Here is a 15,541-nt window from a genome sequence, read left to right as displayed (position 1 = left end):
ATGCGATCAGGCTCTTTCCGCCCGCCGTTTGTGCCATCCCACAAGGGCGTCGGATGTCTCGAAGTCGCCCCTCGGGGCCTGTCGGCGGCTCGGCTGAGGGACGGAGTGTTACGCGGTCGGTTCGGCCCCAGGCCGCGAACCGGCGACGATCGAAGCATGGCCAGCTTCCGCCGCACGATGCTCAAGTCCAAGATCCACCGCGCGACCGTCACGCACGCCGATCTGCACTACGTCGGTTCGCTCACCGTCGACCTCGACCTGCTCGAAGCGGCCGACCTCCTGCCCGGCGAGCTCGTGAGTGTGGTGAACATCAACACCGGCGACCGATTCGAGACCTACACGATCGCGGGCGAGCGCGGCTCGGGCGTCATCGGCGTGAACGGCGCCGCCGCCCGCCTGGCAGCGGCCGGCGACCTCGTGATCGTCATCTCGTGGGCGTCGGTGGAGTCGACGCATGCCGCGGCCTTCGCGCCACGGGTCGTGCACGTCGATGCGGCGAACCGCATCGTCGAGCTCGGCGCCGACCCGGCGGCCGCGGTCGTCGACGGCCTCGTCGCGCCGCCGCACGCGTTCGTCGGCTGACAAGCGGCGGGCGGTGCCGTTCGGCGACGCCCCGAGCGACAACGCCGCGCGGTGCGGGGTGTCGCCGTAGCATCGAATGCGCCCCCGCACATTGGAGCCCGGTTGAACCCCCTTCCCGCCGATGAGCACCCGACCGGCTTCGGTGCGCCCTCGGCGGAGCTCGACCGGCGGGCCGCCGATCGCGGTGACGGCTCGGCGGGCGGCGCGCATGCGCTGCCGTTGGAGGTGCCGCCGATCGAGGACCCGCGGCATCCGGTGCCCGACCGCGTGCGGTACTACCTGTGCTGCCTCGAACCGAGCGGCGACTTCGACGAGGTCATCGTCGCGGTCACGGATGCCGGGCGGCGACGTTATTTCGCGACCCGCGACGGTTCCCGGTTCGTCGAGGTCGACGAGGACTCCTTCGTCTGGCGCGGCGAAGGCGGAGCCCGGTCGCTGCTCGAGCTCGACGAGCGCGAGGTGGGCGAGCTCGAGGCGGAGCTGCAGTTCGTGCGTCCGGTTCGCGGGCGGGATCCGGTCGCGGAGGCGGCGGACGTCGCGGAGGCGGCGGATGTCGCGGGCGCGGATGACGCGGCGGAGGACGTCGCGGACGCGGCGCATGTCGCGGATGCGGCGGATGTCGCGGAGGCGGCAGAGGCGGCGGAGGACCAGGTGACGGAGGTCGCGACGGCGGCGGATGAGACGGGAGACGACGTGATCGAGGATGACGTGACCGAGGATGACGTGATCGAGGAGTTCGAGGCGGAGCTGACGGCGTCGAGCGAGACGAGCGAGCCGGTCGATCGCCGCGTCGGAGGCCGTGCTTCCGATGCGTCGGCGACCGAGGCGATCGAGCAGGTCGCGCTCGCGAAGGGCATCGCGTTCATCGCGCACCGCGGTCGGCTCGACCGGAGCGGGGCACCCTACATCGATCACCCCGGGCGGATCGCCGAGCGGTTCGATCCGATCACCGAGACGGTCGAGGCCGCGACGGCGTGGCTGCACGACGTGCTCGAGGAGTCCCCGGTCACGGCGCAGGAGCTGTTCGAGGCCGGGGTGACCCCGGCGGTCCTCGAGGTCGTGCAGTTGCTCACGCGCACGCCCGACGTCTCCGACGAGGAGTACTACGCCCGCATCCGCCGCAGTCCGGTCGCGCGTCGCGTGAAGCTCGCCGACATCGACGACAACACCGCGCGATGGCGGCTGCGTCGACTCGAGTACGAGACGCAGCTCCGGCTCGTCGAGAAGTACCGGATCGCGCGCCAGGCGCTCGGCGCCGACTGATCGGCGTCGACTGATCGGCGTCGGGTCCCGCCGGCGTCCGGACGCGAGCGGATGCCGCGTGCCTCCGCGCGCTCGTCGGCGATAGCCTGTGGCCGACCCCCGCCACACCCCCGGCCCTGAGAGGCATCCGATGACCTTCCCGCAGAACCCCTACCAGCCGACGGTCGCCGCGGGCTGGCACCTCGAGCCCGCGACGAACCGCTACCGCTGGTGGGACGGCACCAACTGGGGCGTGTACCACGACCAGATGCCGGCGGGCTACGTCGCCCCGGCGGTGCAGGCGGGCGCCTGGGCGGGCGTCGGCGCTGGCTCCGGAACGATCGCCGGCGCGAACGGATTCGCCGTCGCAGCGCTCGTGCTCGGCATCTGGGGATTCCTGACGACGTGGATCCCGTTCTTCATCGGGCTGTTCGTCGGCGGGGTGCCCGACGTGCTCGCCATCGTGTTCGGCATCCTCGGGATCGTGCGCGCGAATGCGAACGGCGGCCGTGGGCTGGCGATGTCCGTCGTCGGGCTCGTGTTCGGCGGGCTCGCGTTCTGCTCGATCTTCCTGGGCGCCGGCACGATCTGGTAGCGCGGGCTCAGAAGCTCAGCGCATCCCAGAGATCACGCAGCCGGAACGTCGGCTTCGGCGGACGGTTGGCGTCGAAGGCGTCCTCGACGACGAACATCGCGTCGAGCCGCCACCTCGGGGGCACCGATCGCAGCGCCGCCTCGAGTCCGTCGCTGTCGTGGATCGACGCCCACGAGATGCGTTGCAGCTCGACCGCAGGGATCGGCCGATTGCGGTAGTCGTCCTCCTCGACGAGTCCGCCCTCGACGAGTTCGCGCGCGTAGGCGCCGAGCACCTTCAGCTCCTCGTCCATCCAGTCGGAGTACCGGTCGCGCGCGTCTTCGGGCAGCCGCTCGATCATCGCCTGCACGCGGTCCGCCGCGGCGGTCTCGCGCCAGGCGACGGGCTCCTCGTGCAGTTCGGCGTCCTCATCGGTCCACATGTCGCCCCCTCCCGCGGCCGACGACGCCGGGCTCGCGAGCATGAACGCTACCGGAATCGACGCGTGGAGATGCGTTGCGGATGCCGCGCCGCCGCGATGTCAGGAGTGGAGCGTCATCCACTCACTGCCGCGTCTCGAGCGAAGCGGCCGCTTCGGTCACGCGCCGCTTCTCGCGCACGTAAACCTCGCGGCGCACGCGCGCGACGACGTCGCCGTGGCGGTCGGTGATGTCGGTCTCGAACCACTCGAGCACCTTCGCGCCGCCGCGGGCGCGCGCTCGCAACTCGTCGACCTTCGCGTGCGGCACCTCGAAGTGCGCGGTGAGGGTACCGCGGCCGGGCTTCAGGAACTCGATCTCGCCGCGCGTGTCCCATACGACGTGGTCGCGCCCGAGCTGGTGCTTCACGAGCATGAAGAAGTACGGGTCGGTCATGGCCGACATCGATCCGCCGAACGCGGTCTTCACGTAGTTGCGGGTGAACGCGTTGACGTGCAGTTCGACGGTCGCGCTCGTCCAGTCGTCGGCGAACCGCCGTACGCGGATGCCGCTGAACAGGTTCGGGGCCCACAGGCTCATGCCGATCGCGAGGCGGCGTGGTGTCATGCGCATGGCTTCGATCATGGCCGGATGCCCCGCACACGACGAGTGCGTTGTCGGATGCCTCCAGCAATCTGTCGATCGAACCGAGACGCGGTCGTCATCACCATGAGGCCGGCAGTCCCGCCGGTCGCCGAGATCAGAGACGACGAAGGCCGAGGCGGCGCCGACGGTACGCGAGTACCCTGACGCTGGATCGGGCCGAGGAAGGAACATCATGCGTTACACGCTGCTGCTGCACTACCCCGAGATGACGGCCGAGGAGCTGGGCGCCGAGGCGCTCGAGCAGGGCCAGCAGGCTTTCACGAGCTACGCGGCCACGCTGCATTCGGCGGGTGTGCTGATCGGCGCCGAGGTGCTGCAGCACTCGTCGAGCACGACGACGCTCCGTGCGGTCGACGGTGCCGTGCAGGTGCAGGACGGCCCGTTCGCCGACACGAAGGACCAGCTCGGCGGCACGTTCGTGATCGACGTGCCCGACCTCGATTCCGCCATCGAGTGGGCGAAGCAGGCGCCCTCGATGGACTACGGCGCCGGCGGCGTCGAGGTTCGGCCGGGCGCCGTGTACACGGTGGACGGCGTATGGACGCCGAACGCGTGAGCACCCGCAACGCGCGGGCGGCCGCCGAGCGTGCCGCCCGCACGTCCTACGGTCGGCTGGTCGCATTGCTCGCGGCACCGACCGGCGACCTCGCGCTCGCCGAGGACGCGCTCTCGGGCGCCTTCGAACAGGCGCTGAAGACGTGGTCGGATGCCGGTGTGCCCGACAATCCCGAGGGGTGGCTGTTGACCGTGGCCCGCAATCGCCAGCGCGATGCGTGGAAGTCGGCGGCGCGGCGGCTCACGACGCCGCTCGAGGATGGCGGCTCGGATGCCGACGGCGCCACCGACGGCGTGCGCGCCGCGGCATCCGTCGGCGCCTCGGCATCCGTCGGCGCCGCGGCATCCGTCGACCCGCTGGCCGACCTCGACCCGTTCGCGATCCCCGACAAGCGGCTCGAGCTGCTGTTCGTGTGCGCGCACCCGGCGATCGACGCCGCTGTGCGGACTCCGCTCATGCTGCAGGTGGTGCTCGGCTTCGAGGCGGCGCAGATCGCTACGGCGTTCGCGGTGCCGCCGGGCGCGATGGCGCAGCGCCTCGTGCGGGCGAAGCGCCGCATCCGCGATGCGCGCATCGGCTTCGCGGTGCCCGATCGGCGCTCGATGCCCGAACGGCTGCCCGCCGTGCTCGAGGCGGTCTACGGATGCCACGCCATCGCGTGGCGGGCTTCGCCCGACGCCGCCGACTCCATGGCGGGGGAGGCCCAGTACCTCGCGGTGACCCTGGCCGCGCTGCTCGAGCACGAGACCGAGGCGTGGGGACTCGCGGCCCTCGTGACGCTGTCGCTCGCGCGGCGCCCGAGAGGCGTCGCCGGACCGCGACCGCGACCGTTCGTGCCGCTCGACGAGCAGGATGCGTCGACGTGGGATGCCGCGCTCATCACCGAGGGCGAGGAGTACCTGCGCCGCGCCTCGGGTTCGGGACGTCCGCCGGGGCGGTTCCAGCTCGAGGCCGCCATCGAGGCGGTGCACTGCGAACGCCGACGGACGGGCACGACCGACTGGGCGGCGCTGCGCACGCTGTACCTCGCGCTCGACGGCGTCGCGCCGAGCCTCGGCTCGAAGGTCGCGCTCGCCGCGGTCATCGGCCGCCTCGAGGGCGCGGAAGCGGGTCTGGCCACGCTGCCGCTGGCCGAGGTCGCGACGGGCTTCCAGCCCTGGTGGGCGACCCGGGCCGACCTGCTGCTGCGGGCCGGTCGACCTGGCGAGGCCTCCGAGGCGTTCGCCCGTGCCGCCGAACTGGCCGACGACCCGGCCGTGAGCGCGTACCTGCTCGCCCGCCGGGAGCGGCTCCGCATCTAACGGCCGGAGACGTCTTCCCTCTCGCTCGTGTCGATCGGCCCTCACATGAGGCGGCTTTCACACGAGCCACGTGGCGTGCATCATCGGCCGGTCGCGCGGTCGCGCGGTCGCGGCATCGCGCCATCGCGCGGCGGCGCGGTGCGAAACGGCGCGTCCCGACACGTGTCGCCCATATCGACGTCTCAGCTTCGAAGCATCGCGAGGCCGAACGCGCGAGCGGCCGGGTGGATGGCGCACCCGTCGGCGTCCGTCAGGCCCATCGTGGAGAGGATCCGCTTCACCCGGTTCACGTCGGCGTCGCCTGTTCGGGCTCGACCGCTGCGGTGTGCTTCGTCGAACGCGAAGCGTCGCACCTCGCACACGCCGGCCTCACCCGCTTCCGCATGGCCTGCGTGCCCGGGCGCGAGTCCCGCGTGACCGTGGCATGCGAGGTCGACTGCGAGTTCCGCGACCTCCGACTGCCGCTGGTACGAGGGCGCGTACCCCGGGCTGAGGAGGCGATCGGCCAGCTCGACCCAGAGGGCGACGGGGTCGTCGAGCAGCGTGTTCCGGACGGTCGCGAAGGTGAGCAGCCGCCCCTTCTGCGCGCGGGCGAAGCGGAGCACCTTGAGGTCCTCGCCGAGCGGTCCGACGGATGCGACATCGACCCCGTCAGGTGCCGACGCGGCACGGAGCATCTCCCGGATCGGCTCGGTCGCCGTCCTCACGTGCTCGGGATCGACCGGCACCGGGGCGAGCGCGCCGAGGCGGACGAGATCGATGCGCAGGGCGCGCCGAGCGGCATCGCCGGCACCCGCGATGGCGGCGTCGAGTGAACCCCACCTGCGATCGGTGGAGCCGAGGGGGAGGTTCGGCGCCCGGAAGGCCAGTTCGAACTCGTGCGCCATGGCCTCGCGCCACGCGGGGTCGCCCAGTTCGCCGTACGCCGCCTCGGTGCCGACGCGCGGCACGAGGCCGGCGCCGCCGAGCAGGGCGACCCGCGGCATCGACGCTCGTGAAGATGCGACATCCCGACCGGTGACCGTGACGTGATGCCGCCAGGTGGGACCGGCCTCGCCGCGCTCGCCGTCGAGCGCGAGCTGTCGGTACTCGAACTCGAGCTGCCCGTCGAAGCGGTCGGTGACCTGGCCGATGCTCCATTCCCTCGGGCAGGCGCGGTCTTCCTCGGGTTCACGCCACCCGTCGGCGTATCCGTACGGCGGATCGTGGCGGTACCCGTGGTCGTGACCGGGGAGTCCGGTGTCGTACCACGGGCGCTCATCGCGGGGGCGCGCCGGGGTGAGCACGCCGCATCCCCATGCGTCGGCCTCCCGCCCCCACCAGGGCGTGTGCGAGGTGCCGAAGCGCCAGGTGCCGGTGCCCGTCCAGCCGAACGCGAGCACGATCGCTTCGGCGACGGCCGACAGTCCGTGCGTCGGATCGACGATCAGCGAGCGCCAGGTCGGAACCTCGACGCCGTCGAGATCGATGCGGAGGGTGAGGTGTGCGCTCGTCGCGCTCGTTCGACTGGACATGGGGACATCGTCGCCGCGCGCGCGTCGCCGCGCGCCGATGCAGGCCGGATCTGTGCAGCGCCTGCGGAGGCGGCGGGCTGTTGAGGACGGCTGCCTGACGTCGGCTGTCGATCTCGCGATTCCTCGTTCGACGCGTGAGTAGAAGCATCCGTCGAGGCGACCGCCTCACGAGGCACCCGCCTCACGAGGCATCCGCTTCCACGAACCGCGAGGAGAAGGTCATGTCAACACCCCGGGCCCTTCGGCCGCTGCGTCACCGCGCATACCGATGGTTGGCTGCGGCGCTCGTTGCGTCGATGGTCGGCGCCGGCATCTGGATGGTCGCGCTCGTCTGGCAGATCGTCGCGATCGGCGGCGGTGCGGCCGATCTCTCGGCGGTGGCGGGCGCGACGGCGGTCGGGATGCTGCTGACGACCCTGCTCGGCGGCGCGCTCGCCGACCGCATTCCGCAGCGACGCATCCTGCTCGTCGTCGAGGTCGTGCGGGCCGCGAGCGTCGGCCTCGTCGCGATGCTCTCGCTCGCCGGCGGCCTGGCGGTGTGGCAACTCGTCGCGGTCGCGTTCGTCGGCGGCGTGATGGCCGGACTGTACTACCCGGCGTACTCGGCGCTGCTGCCGAGCGTCGTGCCCGAGGACGAGTTGATGGCCGCGAACGGCTTCGAGGGCATGGCCAGGCCGGTGCTCATGCAGGCCGGAGGTCCGGCGCTCGCGAGCGGACTCATCGCGATCTCGTCGCCGGGCGCCGCGCTCGCCGTGACCGCCTTGACCGGTGTCGCGGCCGCAGCGTGCCTGCTGCGGGTTCCCGCGATGCCACTCCGCGGCGAGCCGGACGAGTCGGCCGAGCGGGACGAGTCGGCCGAGCAAGACGCGTCGTTCGAGCAGACGGGCGGCACGCGGCATCCGGCGGTCGCCCTGCTCCTCGACGTACGCGACGGCTTCCGCTACATGGTGCGCACGCCGTGGCTGCTCGGCACGCTCACGTTCGCGTCGCTGCTGATCCTGCTGATCATGGGCCCGTTCGAGGTGCTCGTGCCGTTCGTGATCAAGGACGTCGCCGGCGGCGGCCCCGAGGAGCACGCGCTGGTGCTGGCGGCGTTCGGCATCGGCGGTGCGGCGGGGTCGATGGTCGTGGCGTCGCTGCGGATGCCGCGGCGCTATCTGACCGTGATGAACCTGCTCTGGGCGATCGGATGCCTCCCCCTCGCGGTGTTCGGACTGACCGACCGGATCTGGGTGATGGTGCTCGCCGCGTTCCTGGTGGGTGCGGCGTTCAACGGCGGCGTCGTGATCTGGGGCACGCTCCTGCAGCGCCGGGTGCCGGCCGAGATGCTCGGACGCGTATCGAGCCTCGACTTCTTCGTGTCGCTCGCGTTCATGCCGGTGTCGATGGCGTTCGCCGGCCCGGCGGCGGAGTCGCTGGGGCTGCCGGTGGTGTTCCTCCTCGCTGGGGTGGCGCCGATGGTCATCGGCGTGGTGGCGATCGTCGCGGCGCGGATGCGGCGGGACGAGATCGCGCACCCGATCGACGTCGCCGAGGGATCTACCGATGAGGCGTCGGCCGACGAGGCCGCACTGCTGCACGCGGACGTTGCTGGCCCTGCTCGCGCGTCGGCGGGCTCGGCAGGCGCACTCGCGGCGAGCGTCGCCTGAATCGCTGCCCCGGCGGAGTCCAAGCACAGTCGGATGGCGACCCCGCGCGTGCCGTCGGCGGCAGGACACACCTTCGGACCGCGACGCCCACGCGTGCTCGCGCTCACGCGGCGACCTCAGGCACGGGCAGCGTGAAGCGCGCTCGCCCGCCGAGCCGGGGCGCCTGGGCGGGGTCGACGTGCGGTGGCGGGGTGAACCACACCTCCGATCGGCTCGCGCGGATGCCCCATCCTTCGCGGTGGATGCGGTGGTGGCAGAAGGAGCAGAGCATGACTCCGTTCGACAGGTCGGTGGGGCCGGTGTCGCGTTCCCACCAGTCGATGTGGTGCGCGTCGACGTAGGCGATGTTCTGGCCGCATGAGGCGCATCCGCCGTCGCGTTCTGCGAGTGCGATTCGCTGCGCTTTGCTGAAGAGCCGGGCCGAGCGGCCGAGGTCGAGCGGCACGCCCTCGCCGCCGAACACGGCGGGGATGAGTTCGGCGTCGGCCGACATGCGCCGGGCGGTGCCGGCGGAGATGGGTTGGTCGATGCCGTCGATGCGCGCGATTCCGAGGCCCTCGACGAGCGTGTCATGGTCGAGGCGCACCACGATGGTGGCCTTCGCCAACGGGGCGAGCGTCTCGCGGCACCCCAACGAGTGGCGCGCGATCGCGGCGAGCGCATCGGCCTGGATCTGCGGAATCGAACGCGCGTCATCGACGACCGGGCCCGAATCCGACGCCGAACCGGAGCCCGCCGCACCCGGCTCTCGGCGACGTAGGGCATCGCTGACGATCGCCTCGATCGCGGTCTTGATGGGCGCTGCCGTTTCGGGGTCGAGGCGGGCGTGCAGGTGCACCATGCCCGCCGAGTCTTCGCGCATCGTGAGCGAACGCTCGCTGCGGAGTTGCTCCTCACGCGGCTCGATGCCGTCGCGGTCGAGCCGGGCCTCCGCCTCGCGCACTCCACGCATGAGGAGGTCGAGCGGCACCCGCGCAGCAAGGTCGACGAGGGCCGCTTCGGTGGCGTCGGCCAGCCCGAGATCGGCACGCAACCGCACCCGGTCGAGCATGGAGGTGATCGCGGATGCCGCGTCGACACCGATGCGGGCGGACTCGAGTGCTGCGGCGACGTGCGGATGCCGCGCCGGCAGTCGTTCGCCGCCGAAGGACTGCCGCTCGGCGGTGGCGGTGCCGACCGCGATCAGCTTCGCCGCTTCACTCCGGGATGCCCCGGTGGAGGCGGCGATCAGTCGCACCGGGTTGTGGAACCCCTGCGCCCTGGCGAGGCTGGACTCACCCAACTCGTTGCTGGACCGCTTCGACACCTCGGCCGCGACGCGGGAGAGGAGCGCCTCGGCGTCACGTCGCACCTGGGCGAGTGCGTCGGTCACCCGCACCAGCCCGGCATCGGTCATCTGCCCGACCTCCACCTGCACCGCCCCGCTGATCGCCCCGAACGCGGGCAACGCGCCGCTCCACGCCGTACGCAACGCCTCGACGTCACGCTCGAGGGTGTGCAACGGCTGTTCCATGACTCCATCATGCATGGACCCACCGACATTCGTTCGGCGGACGAAAGGTGGGTTGATCTGGGAAATTGCCTGTGGAGAACTTCGCGCGATGTGCTGCTGTGGAGGACGAGTCGACGGGGTCGTGGAGAGTGGGCGGTGCAGCCGGGCAGGTGGGGGCGTGGGGCGGTGCGGCCGGGGATATGAAGCGCGGATACCTGCAGCCGTGGAGGGGATGCGTCACGAGTCGGAGCGCACGGAGCATCCGCCCCGGGAGGGCCACCCCCATCCGCACCCCTGTCGGCCGCGTCCGAAACCTGATACCCAAGGACCCATGCCTCTGACCTCTGGCGAGAACCCGGCCGACGTCGCTCGCCGCATCATCGACGCCAACGACTACCTGACGCTCGCGACATCCGACCCCGATGGCAATCCGTGGGCGACGCCGGTGTGGTTCGCCGAGCGCGGGTTGCGCGAGTTCCTCTGGGTCTCGCGACCGGGCCGGCGCCACTCGCAGAACCTCGCCCGGCGTCCCGAGGTCGCGCTCGTCGTGTTCGACTCGACCGTCGCGGTCGGCGACGCCGACTGCCTCTACGTCGAGGCGATCGCGAGCGAGGTTCCGCCCGACGAGGTCGCCGCGGCGATCGAGTTGTACAGCGCGCGCTCGGTGGCTCGGGGCATCCGCTCATGGACGGCGACGGATGTCTCGGGCCCCGCGCCGTTGCGCCTGTACCGGGCCGAAGTGCAGCTGGCGTACGTCCTCGATGACGAGGAGCAGCGCATCCGGGTCGAGTGAGGTCGGGGCGCCCCGACCGGGCGCGCAGCCGCCGGGCAGGATCCGCACCCAACCACCCCACCGGACCCCGACCGGATGCCGCGCCAATAGGATCGAAGGCATGGCCGGGTTCTGGGGCAAGCGCAAGCGCGACGAGCAGGAGCAGCAGGAACTGCAGGCCCACGACGCCGACCTGGCGAAGCGGGCCGGCACCGCGCTGGTCGCCGCCGACGAGCGACTCCGCGTCACCGCCGACGAGCTCGTCTTCGCCGAGGCCGAGCTGGGGCACGACGCGACCGCGGAACTCAGCGTCGCGCTCACGGCGGTGCGGCAGCACCTGGGCGAGGCGTTCCGGCTGAACCAGCTCAATCACGACGAGATCCCCGACACGGCCGAGGAGCTGCGCACCCGCAACGCGCGCATCGTGCAGCTCTGCGACTGGGCCGAGGACGTGCTCGACGAGCGCACCTCGGCGCTCGCCGAGAAGGTCGCGCGGGCGCGGCGGGCTCCCGAGATCATCGCCGGCGTTCGGGCGGATGCCGCGAGGCTGCGTGTTCGCGTGCCCCACGCCCGCGAGACCGTCGAACGGCTCGCCGCGCGCTACGCGCCCGAGGCGCTCGCGCAGGTCGAGTCGAACCCGGCGGAGGCGGAGCAGCTCCTCGGATTCGCCGAGCACAGCGCCGGTGTCGCCGAACGCCGTCGCGAGGCCGGACAGCGCGAGCAGGCGAACCTCGCGCTCGAGGCGTCGACGGAGTCGGTGCGCCGGGCGGCGACGCTCCTCGACGCGGTCGAGACGTTCGAGGTCGAGGCGTTGCGGGCGGAGTCGACACTGGCCGCGATCGTCGAGGACTCCCGCGGCGACCTCGTGGCGGCGCTCAAGGAGCCGCAGTCGCCCGCCGTCGGCCGGGCGATCGCCGAGCTGCAGCGGGCGCTCTCCGCGCTGCCGCCGGCCGGCATCAACACCGACCCGTTCACGCAGCTCGACCGGCTCCGCGAAGCGAACGCGGGGCTGGATGCCGCGATCGCCGCCGCTCGCGAACGCGCGGCGCGCCCGATCCCACCGCTCGAGCACGTGCACCATGCCATCGACGACGCCGACCGGCAGCTCGCCGTCGCCCGCGACGTCATCGCCGGCCACCGCGGCTGGATCGGCGCCGACGCCCGCACGCGCCTCGCCGAGGCGGAGCGCATCCGCGTCGATCTCGACCACTTCCTCGGCATGCCGGCGGCGACGGCCACCGTGATCGACGAGGACCATCGCGAGCAGGCCATGGCGATGGCCCGACGCGTCGCGTACCTCGCGGCCGAGGCCCTGAACTACGCGCGGCGCGACATCGATGCGTCGCGCCCGCAGGGCTACGACCAGTGGGGCGGCCAGCAGTGGGGTGGCGGGCGGCGCGGCGGTGGGTCCGACATCATGGGCGGCATCCTCGGCGGCCTGGTCATCGGCAGCATCTTCGACGGCATGTTCGACTGACCCTTCGACAGGCTCAGGGACCGCCCTTCGACAGGCTCAGTGACCGGCCTTCGACAGGCTGCGGGACCGGATGCCCTATAGCCCGCCGGTGAATGTCGTGCCCGGATACACCACGCTCGGCGCCACCTGCAGCTCGAGCGAGCTCGGATCGTCGAGCGACCACGCCTCCCGCCAGCTCACCGACCCGCCCGGTGCGACCACCTCGGTCGGCGGGATGCCCACGTCGTCGCCGGGCCCGAGCAGGTCGGTGCCCAGGTCGAAGATCTGGCTCACCTCCTGATCGCCCGACGAGAGGGTCGGCAGCGGCACCGGCTGGACGTCCTCGGTCGAATTGTTCGCGAGCGTGAAGGTGAACACGACGTGGTTCGACTGCGTCGCGCCGACCGCAAACTCGCTCGGCGTGTACGGCTCGGGCGCCGACACCGTGATGGCGACGTCATCGTCCCAGGTCGCTGTCGCTCCGAACGGGAGTGCGCCGGTATCGGGCAACGTCGGTTGCCCCGGCAGGACCGGGAGCCCGGGCTCCCCGGCGTCGGGGTCGGCACCGGGGGCTTCGTCACCGGGGAGCGGCAACGCCGGGACATCCGGGATCACGTCGTCGACCACGGTGCCGACCGACGCGATGAGGAACGTGACGAGCATCACGATGCCGACGATCGCGGCCATGACCGACACGACGAGGCCGATGACCGCCGGCCACTTCGCGCCGCGCAGGGACAGCCCGATGATCGAGAGCACGACGGCGACGGGCACGAGGATCCACGCGACGCCGCTCACCGGCGGGATGAACGCGGCCACGAGTCCCACGACCGCGACCACGAGCGCGATGATGCTCACGACGTGCGGTCCGGGGTTCGACGGCTCGGTGAACGGATGCCCCGGCAGCATGTCCGAGGCGGGTGCAGCGTAGCTGGGCGCCGGTGGCGGCGGTTCGAGGGGCGTGGTCGCCGCGTACGGCGTGGTCGCTGCGTACGGCGTGGTCGCCGCGTACGGGGTGGTCGGCGGGTATGGCACGGACCCCGCGGCATCCGACCCCCGTGTTCCCCAGACGAAGGGGATGGTCGGACGCTCGTCCTCGGTCGGCAGTAGCGCCGTCGCCGCCGTCTCGGGCGCTGAGCCCGAGCCGGGCGCCACGTACTGCGTCCAGGCGTCGCCGTCCCAGTACCGCCGCGCCCCGGAGCCGTCTTCGTACCACCCGGCGGGCGCCCTCGTCGGGTCGCTCATACTTCGATGGTGACAGAGCGGGCGCGTCGTGAGGTCTCGTTGACCGAATCGTGACCAGCCGGCCGGGCCGCCCCGGCGGCGCACTTCCTAGCGCCCGAGCTGCGCCATCAGCGCCTCAGCGAGCGCGATCGCGGTCTCGCGATCGGTGCCCGCCACGTTGTACCAGTCGTCGCCGACCGCGAGGTCGATCGCGCAGCTGTCGCCGTACGGCTCGGTGTTGCAGCGGATGACCGCTGCGTCGTCGGCGCCCAGCCCGGCCAACTCGACCGCTGATGCGGTGCCGGCCCGCAGCATCCGCTCGAATGCCCAGCGGCCGTCGATCACCCAGTCCACGCTCGCCGCAGTGTCGGCATCCGAGACTGACCACCTGCATCCGACGTTGCCGGCGGTCTGGCGGGCCTCGGCCCACTCGCTCCAACCGCCGTCGCCGGCGCGTCCCGGTTCGGCGTCGGGCGAGGCGGTGACGGAGCGGACCGTGTCGAGCGGAAGCACACCCTCGCACTCCTCCAGCGGCGGCGCGCCCACCTGCTCGGGGGTGGTGGGGGCGGCTGCCGGGCCGGCCGCGACCACGGCTTCGATGATCGCGTCGTAGAACGGCTGCCAACCGGCCGGCTCGATGGCGCTCGTCTCGCCGTGCGCGACGACGGTCACCCAGGCGTCGCCGACGACCTGCGACCCGGCGCAGAGTACGGCCGTGTCTGCGGGGACATCGCAGCGGCTTCGATCGTCGGGCATGCCGTACTGTGTCGCCCGTTCGCTCCACCCGGCCACCGGTTGCGGCACGATCGAGACCGTGACGCCGACGTACTCGGTCACCCATCCGTATTGGTCGTTCTCGGCGACTCCGTTCGACCACTCGCAGACGGTGCCGCCGACCGAGAGGATCGAGGTGATCCGCGGGATCGCGATGCCGACACCCGATGCGGTGACGATCGGGTCGGCCGGCGCGACATCCGTGCTGAAGAGGTCGGATACCAGCGCGGGGTCGACCAGCGACTCGCACGTGAGTCCGTAGCGCGATTCGGGCATTCCGGGTCGCGCCGGCTCCTCGGTGGGAGGCGGCGTCGGCGTCGGAAGCGGGGTGGCAGACGGGGTGGCCTCCGGCTTCGGTGTCGTCGTCGCAGCGGGGTCCATCGAGTACTGGCCGAGCGGCGCGACACCGAAGACGAACGCGGCCCCGGCGGCGACGCCGGTGAGCAGGGCTGCCGCGAGCACGCCGCCGACGATCCGGTCTGCGCGCGATGCGCGCCTGGCGGGTGTCGGCTCCTTCGCGACCTGCTCGAGCACGTTGCGCTTCATCGACACGAGCATGCGCGTCAGTTCGTCTCCCGTGGGGGGTTCAGATCTCATCGAGGGTCACCGCCTTCTTCAATCGGGCCCGGCTTCGGGACACGCGTTGCTTCACCGCACCGATGCTGAGGCCAAGTTGCCCCGCCGCGTCCGCATAGGGCACGCCGTCGACCAGGCACAGCTCGCAGACGCGGCGGTCGATCGGCTCGAGGCGCTCGATCTCGTCGAGCACCCACCGCAGGTCGTCTCGTGCCGACTCGGCGTCGTGATGGTCGCGCAGCGCGTCGGCGTGGTTGCGGTTCGTCGAGGTCTCGTCGAGCTCGTCGGCCTGATGCCGCGCCGCCTTGCGTGCGGCGTTGCGTCCGAGGTTGCGGCAGGTGACGAGCAGCCAGGGCAGCAGGGATGCCTCGGCGATCGTGATCTCGGACGACTTGCGCCACATCGTGACGAACGTGTCCTGCACGATCTCCTCGACGTCCATGCGGCTCCCGGCGATCGCCCACGCATATCTCGTGACCGCCGGCGCATGCCGATCGAACACGACCGACAGCGCTCGCTGATCGCCGACGGCCACCCGTTGCAGCAGCTCGGCGTCGGTTCCGCTCTCGTCCACGCGCACCCCCTTCACTGTAGAGATGTCTCGGGATGGCGGAAGGTCACGCCTGGACGGGAAGTTCGTTGGTCGTCGGGCGGATCCGTGGCGTTGCCGGCTCACCCGGGCTCGCTGGGTTCAGCGGGCTTGCCGGGTTTGGCGGGCTCGCCGGGTTTGGCGGGATTGCCGGG

15 protein-coding genes are annotated in these 15,541 nt (G+C 71.9%); 8 read left to right on the top strand and 7 right to left on the bottom strand.

Annotated features, from left to right (window positions below; translation table 11 throughout):
• The first annotated feature begins 156 nt into the window (after positions 1-156).
• The 3 genes from panD (at position 157) to ACVFI9_RS17175 (ending at position 2,419) form a co-directional block, all read left to right on the top strand.
• The gene (gene panD, locus ACVFI9_RS17185) at positions 157-582 is read left to right on the top strand and encodes an aspartate 1-decarboxylase (protein WP_474763394.1); all 426 of its coding nucleotides are present in this window, start codon (positions 157-159) and stop codon (positions 580-582) included.
• 102 nt (positions 583-684) lie between these two features.
• On the top strand, positions 685-1,845 hold the full coding sequence (locus ACVFI9_RS17180; protein WP_474763393.1) for a hypothetical protein: 1,161 nt from the start codon (positions 685-687) through the stop codon (positions 1,843-1,845).
• Between the two features lie 130 nt (positions 1,846-1,975).
• Entirely contained in the window at positions 1,976-2,419 is a 444-nt protein-coding gene (locus ACVFI9_RS17175) for a DUF4190 domain-containing protein (protein WP_474763392.1), read from the top strand.
• A gap of 7 nt (positions 2,420-2,426) precedes the next feature.
• On the opposite strand, the gene ACVFI9_RS17170 is transcribed toward ACVFI9_RS17175, so the two are convergent.
• On the bottom strand, positions 2,427-2,840 hold the full coding sequence (locus ACVFI9_RS17170; RefSeq protein ID WP_474763391.1) for a hypothetical protein: 414 nt from the start codon (positions 2,838-2,840) through the stop codon (positions 2,427-2,429).
• A 121-nt stretch (positions 2,841-2,961) separates the two neighbouring features.
• Positions 2,962-3,450, bottom strand: coding sequence for a PaaI family thioesterase (locus ACVFI9_RS17165; RefSeq protein ID WP_474763390.1), 489 nt, complete (start codon positions 3,448-3,450; stop codon positions 2,962-2,964).
• A 205-nt stretch (positions 3,451-3,655) separates the two neighbouring features.
• On the opposite strand from ACVFI9_RS17165, the gene ACVFI9_RS17160 reads away from it, so the two are divergent.
• Both ACVFI9_RS17160 and ACVFI9_RS17155 read left to right on the top strand, forming a co-directional pair.
• On the top strand, positions 3,656-4,039 hold the full coding sequence (locus ACVFI9_RS17160) for a YciI family protein (RefSeq protein WP_474763389.1): 384 nt from the start codon (positions 3,656-3,658) through the stop codon (positions 4,037-4,039).
• The gene (locus ACVFI9_RS17155) at positions 4,036-5,340 is read left to right on the top strand and encodes an RNA polymerase sigma factor (protein WP_474763388.1); all 1,305 of its coding nucleotides are present in this window, start codon (positions 4,036-4,038) and stop codon (positions 5,338-5,340) included. The genes ACVFI9_RS17160 and ACVFI9_RS17155 overlap by 4 nt, the downstream gene beginning before the upstream one ends.
• Positions 5,341-5,522: 182 nt before the next feature.
• Here the strand turns inward: ACVFI9_RS17155 and ACVFI9_RS17150 are convergent, their stop codons facing one another.
• The gene (locus tag ACVFI9_RS17150) at positions 5,523-6,854 is read right to left on the bottom strand and encodes a plasmid pRiA4b ORF-3 family protein (protein WP_474763387.1); all 1,332 of its coding nucleotides are present in this window, start codon (positions 6,852-6,854) and stop codon (positions 5,523-5,525) included.
• Positions 6,855-7,075: 221 nt separating this feature from the next.
• On the opposite strand from ACVFI9_RS17150, the gene ACVFI9_RS17145 reads away from it, so the two are divergent.
• The gene (locus tag ACVFI9_RS17145) at positions 7,076-8,503 is read left to right on the top strand and encodes an MFS transporter (RefSeq protein ID WP_474763386.1); all 1,428 of its coding nucleotides are present in this window, start codon (positions 7,076-7,078) and stop codon (positions 8,501-8,503) included.
• Between the two features lie 103 nt (positions 8,504-8,606).
• Here ACVFI9_RS17145 and ACVFI9_RS17140 read toward each other — a convergent pair whose 3' ends face one another.
• Entirely contained in the window at positions 8,607-10,016 is a 1,410-nt protein-coding gene (locus ACVFI9_RS17140) for an HNH endonuclease signature motif containing protein (RefSeq protein ID WP_474763385.1), read from the bottom strand.
• Positions 10,017-10,326: 310 nt separating this feature from the next.
• Here ACVFI9_RS17140 and ACVFI9_RS17135 point away from each other — a divergent pair, with 310 nt between their 5' ends.
• Positions 10,327-10,788: a pyridoxamine 5'-phosphate oxidase family protein gene (locus tag ACVFI9_RS17135; protein WP_474763384.1), complete on the top strand. Its 462-nt coding sequence runs from the start codon at positions 10,327-10,329 to the stop codon at positions 10,786-10,788.
• A gap of 100 nt (positions 10,789-10,888) precedes the next feature.
• The gene (locus ACVFI9_RS17130) at positions 10,889-12,244 is read left to right on the top strand and encodes a coiled-coil domain-containing protein (protein ID WP_474763383.1); all 1,356 of its coding nucleotides are present in this window, start codon (positions 10,889-10,891) and stop codon (positions 12,242-12,244) included.
• 75 nt (positions 12,245-12,319) lie between these two features.
• Here the strand turns inward: ACVFI9_RS17130 and ACVFI9_RS17125 are convergent, their stop codons facing one another.
• The 3 genes from ACVFI9_RS17125 to ACVFI9_RS17115 all read right to left on the bottom strand — a co-directional run bounded on the left by ACVFI9_RS17125 (position 12,320) and on the right by ACVFI9_RS17115 (position 15,371).
• On the bottom strand, positions 12,320-13,468 hold the full coding sequence (locus ACVFI9_RS17125; RefSeq protein ID WP_474763382.1) for a DUF2510 domain-containing protein: 1,149 nt from the start codon (positions 13,466-13,468) through the stop codon (positions 12,320-12,322).
• An 87-nt stretch (positions 13,469-13,555) separates the two neighbouring features.
• The gene (locus tag ACVFI9_RS17120; RefSeq protein ID WP_474763381.1) at positions 13,556-14,818 is read right to left on the bottom strand and encodes a hypothetical protein; all 1,263 of its coding nucleotides are present in this window, start codon (positions 14,816-14,818) and stop codon (positions 13,556-13,558) included.
• Positions 14,808-15,371, bottom strand: coding sequence for an RNA polymerase sigma factor (locus ACVFI9_RS17115; protein ID WP_474763380.1), 564 nt, complete (start codon positions 15,369-15,371; stop codon positions 14,808-14,810). Before ACVFI9_RS17115 ends, ACVFI9_RS17120 begins: the two co-directional genes overlap by 11 nt.
• Positions 15,372-15,541: the final 170 nt, after the last annotated feature.

Source organism: Agromyces sp. NSFZ, assembly GCF_056156205.1.
This window is presented reverse-complemented; position numbering and strand designations above follow the sequence as displayed.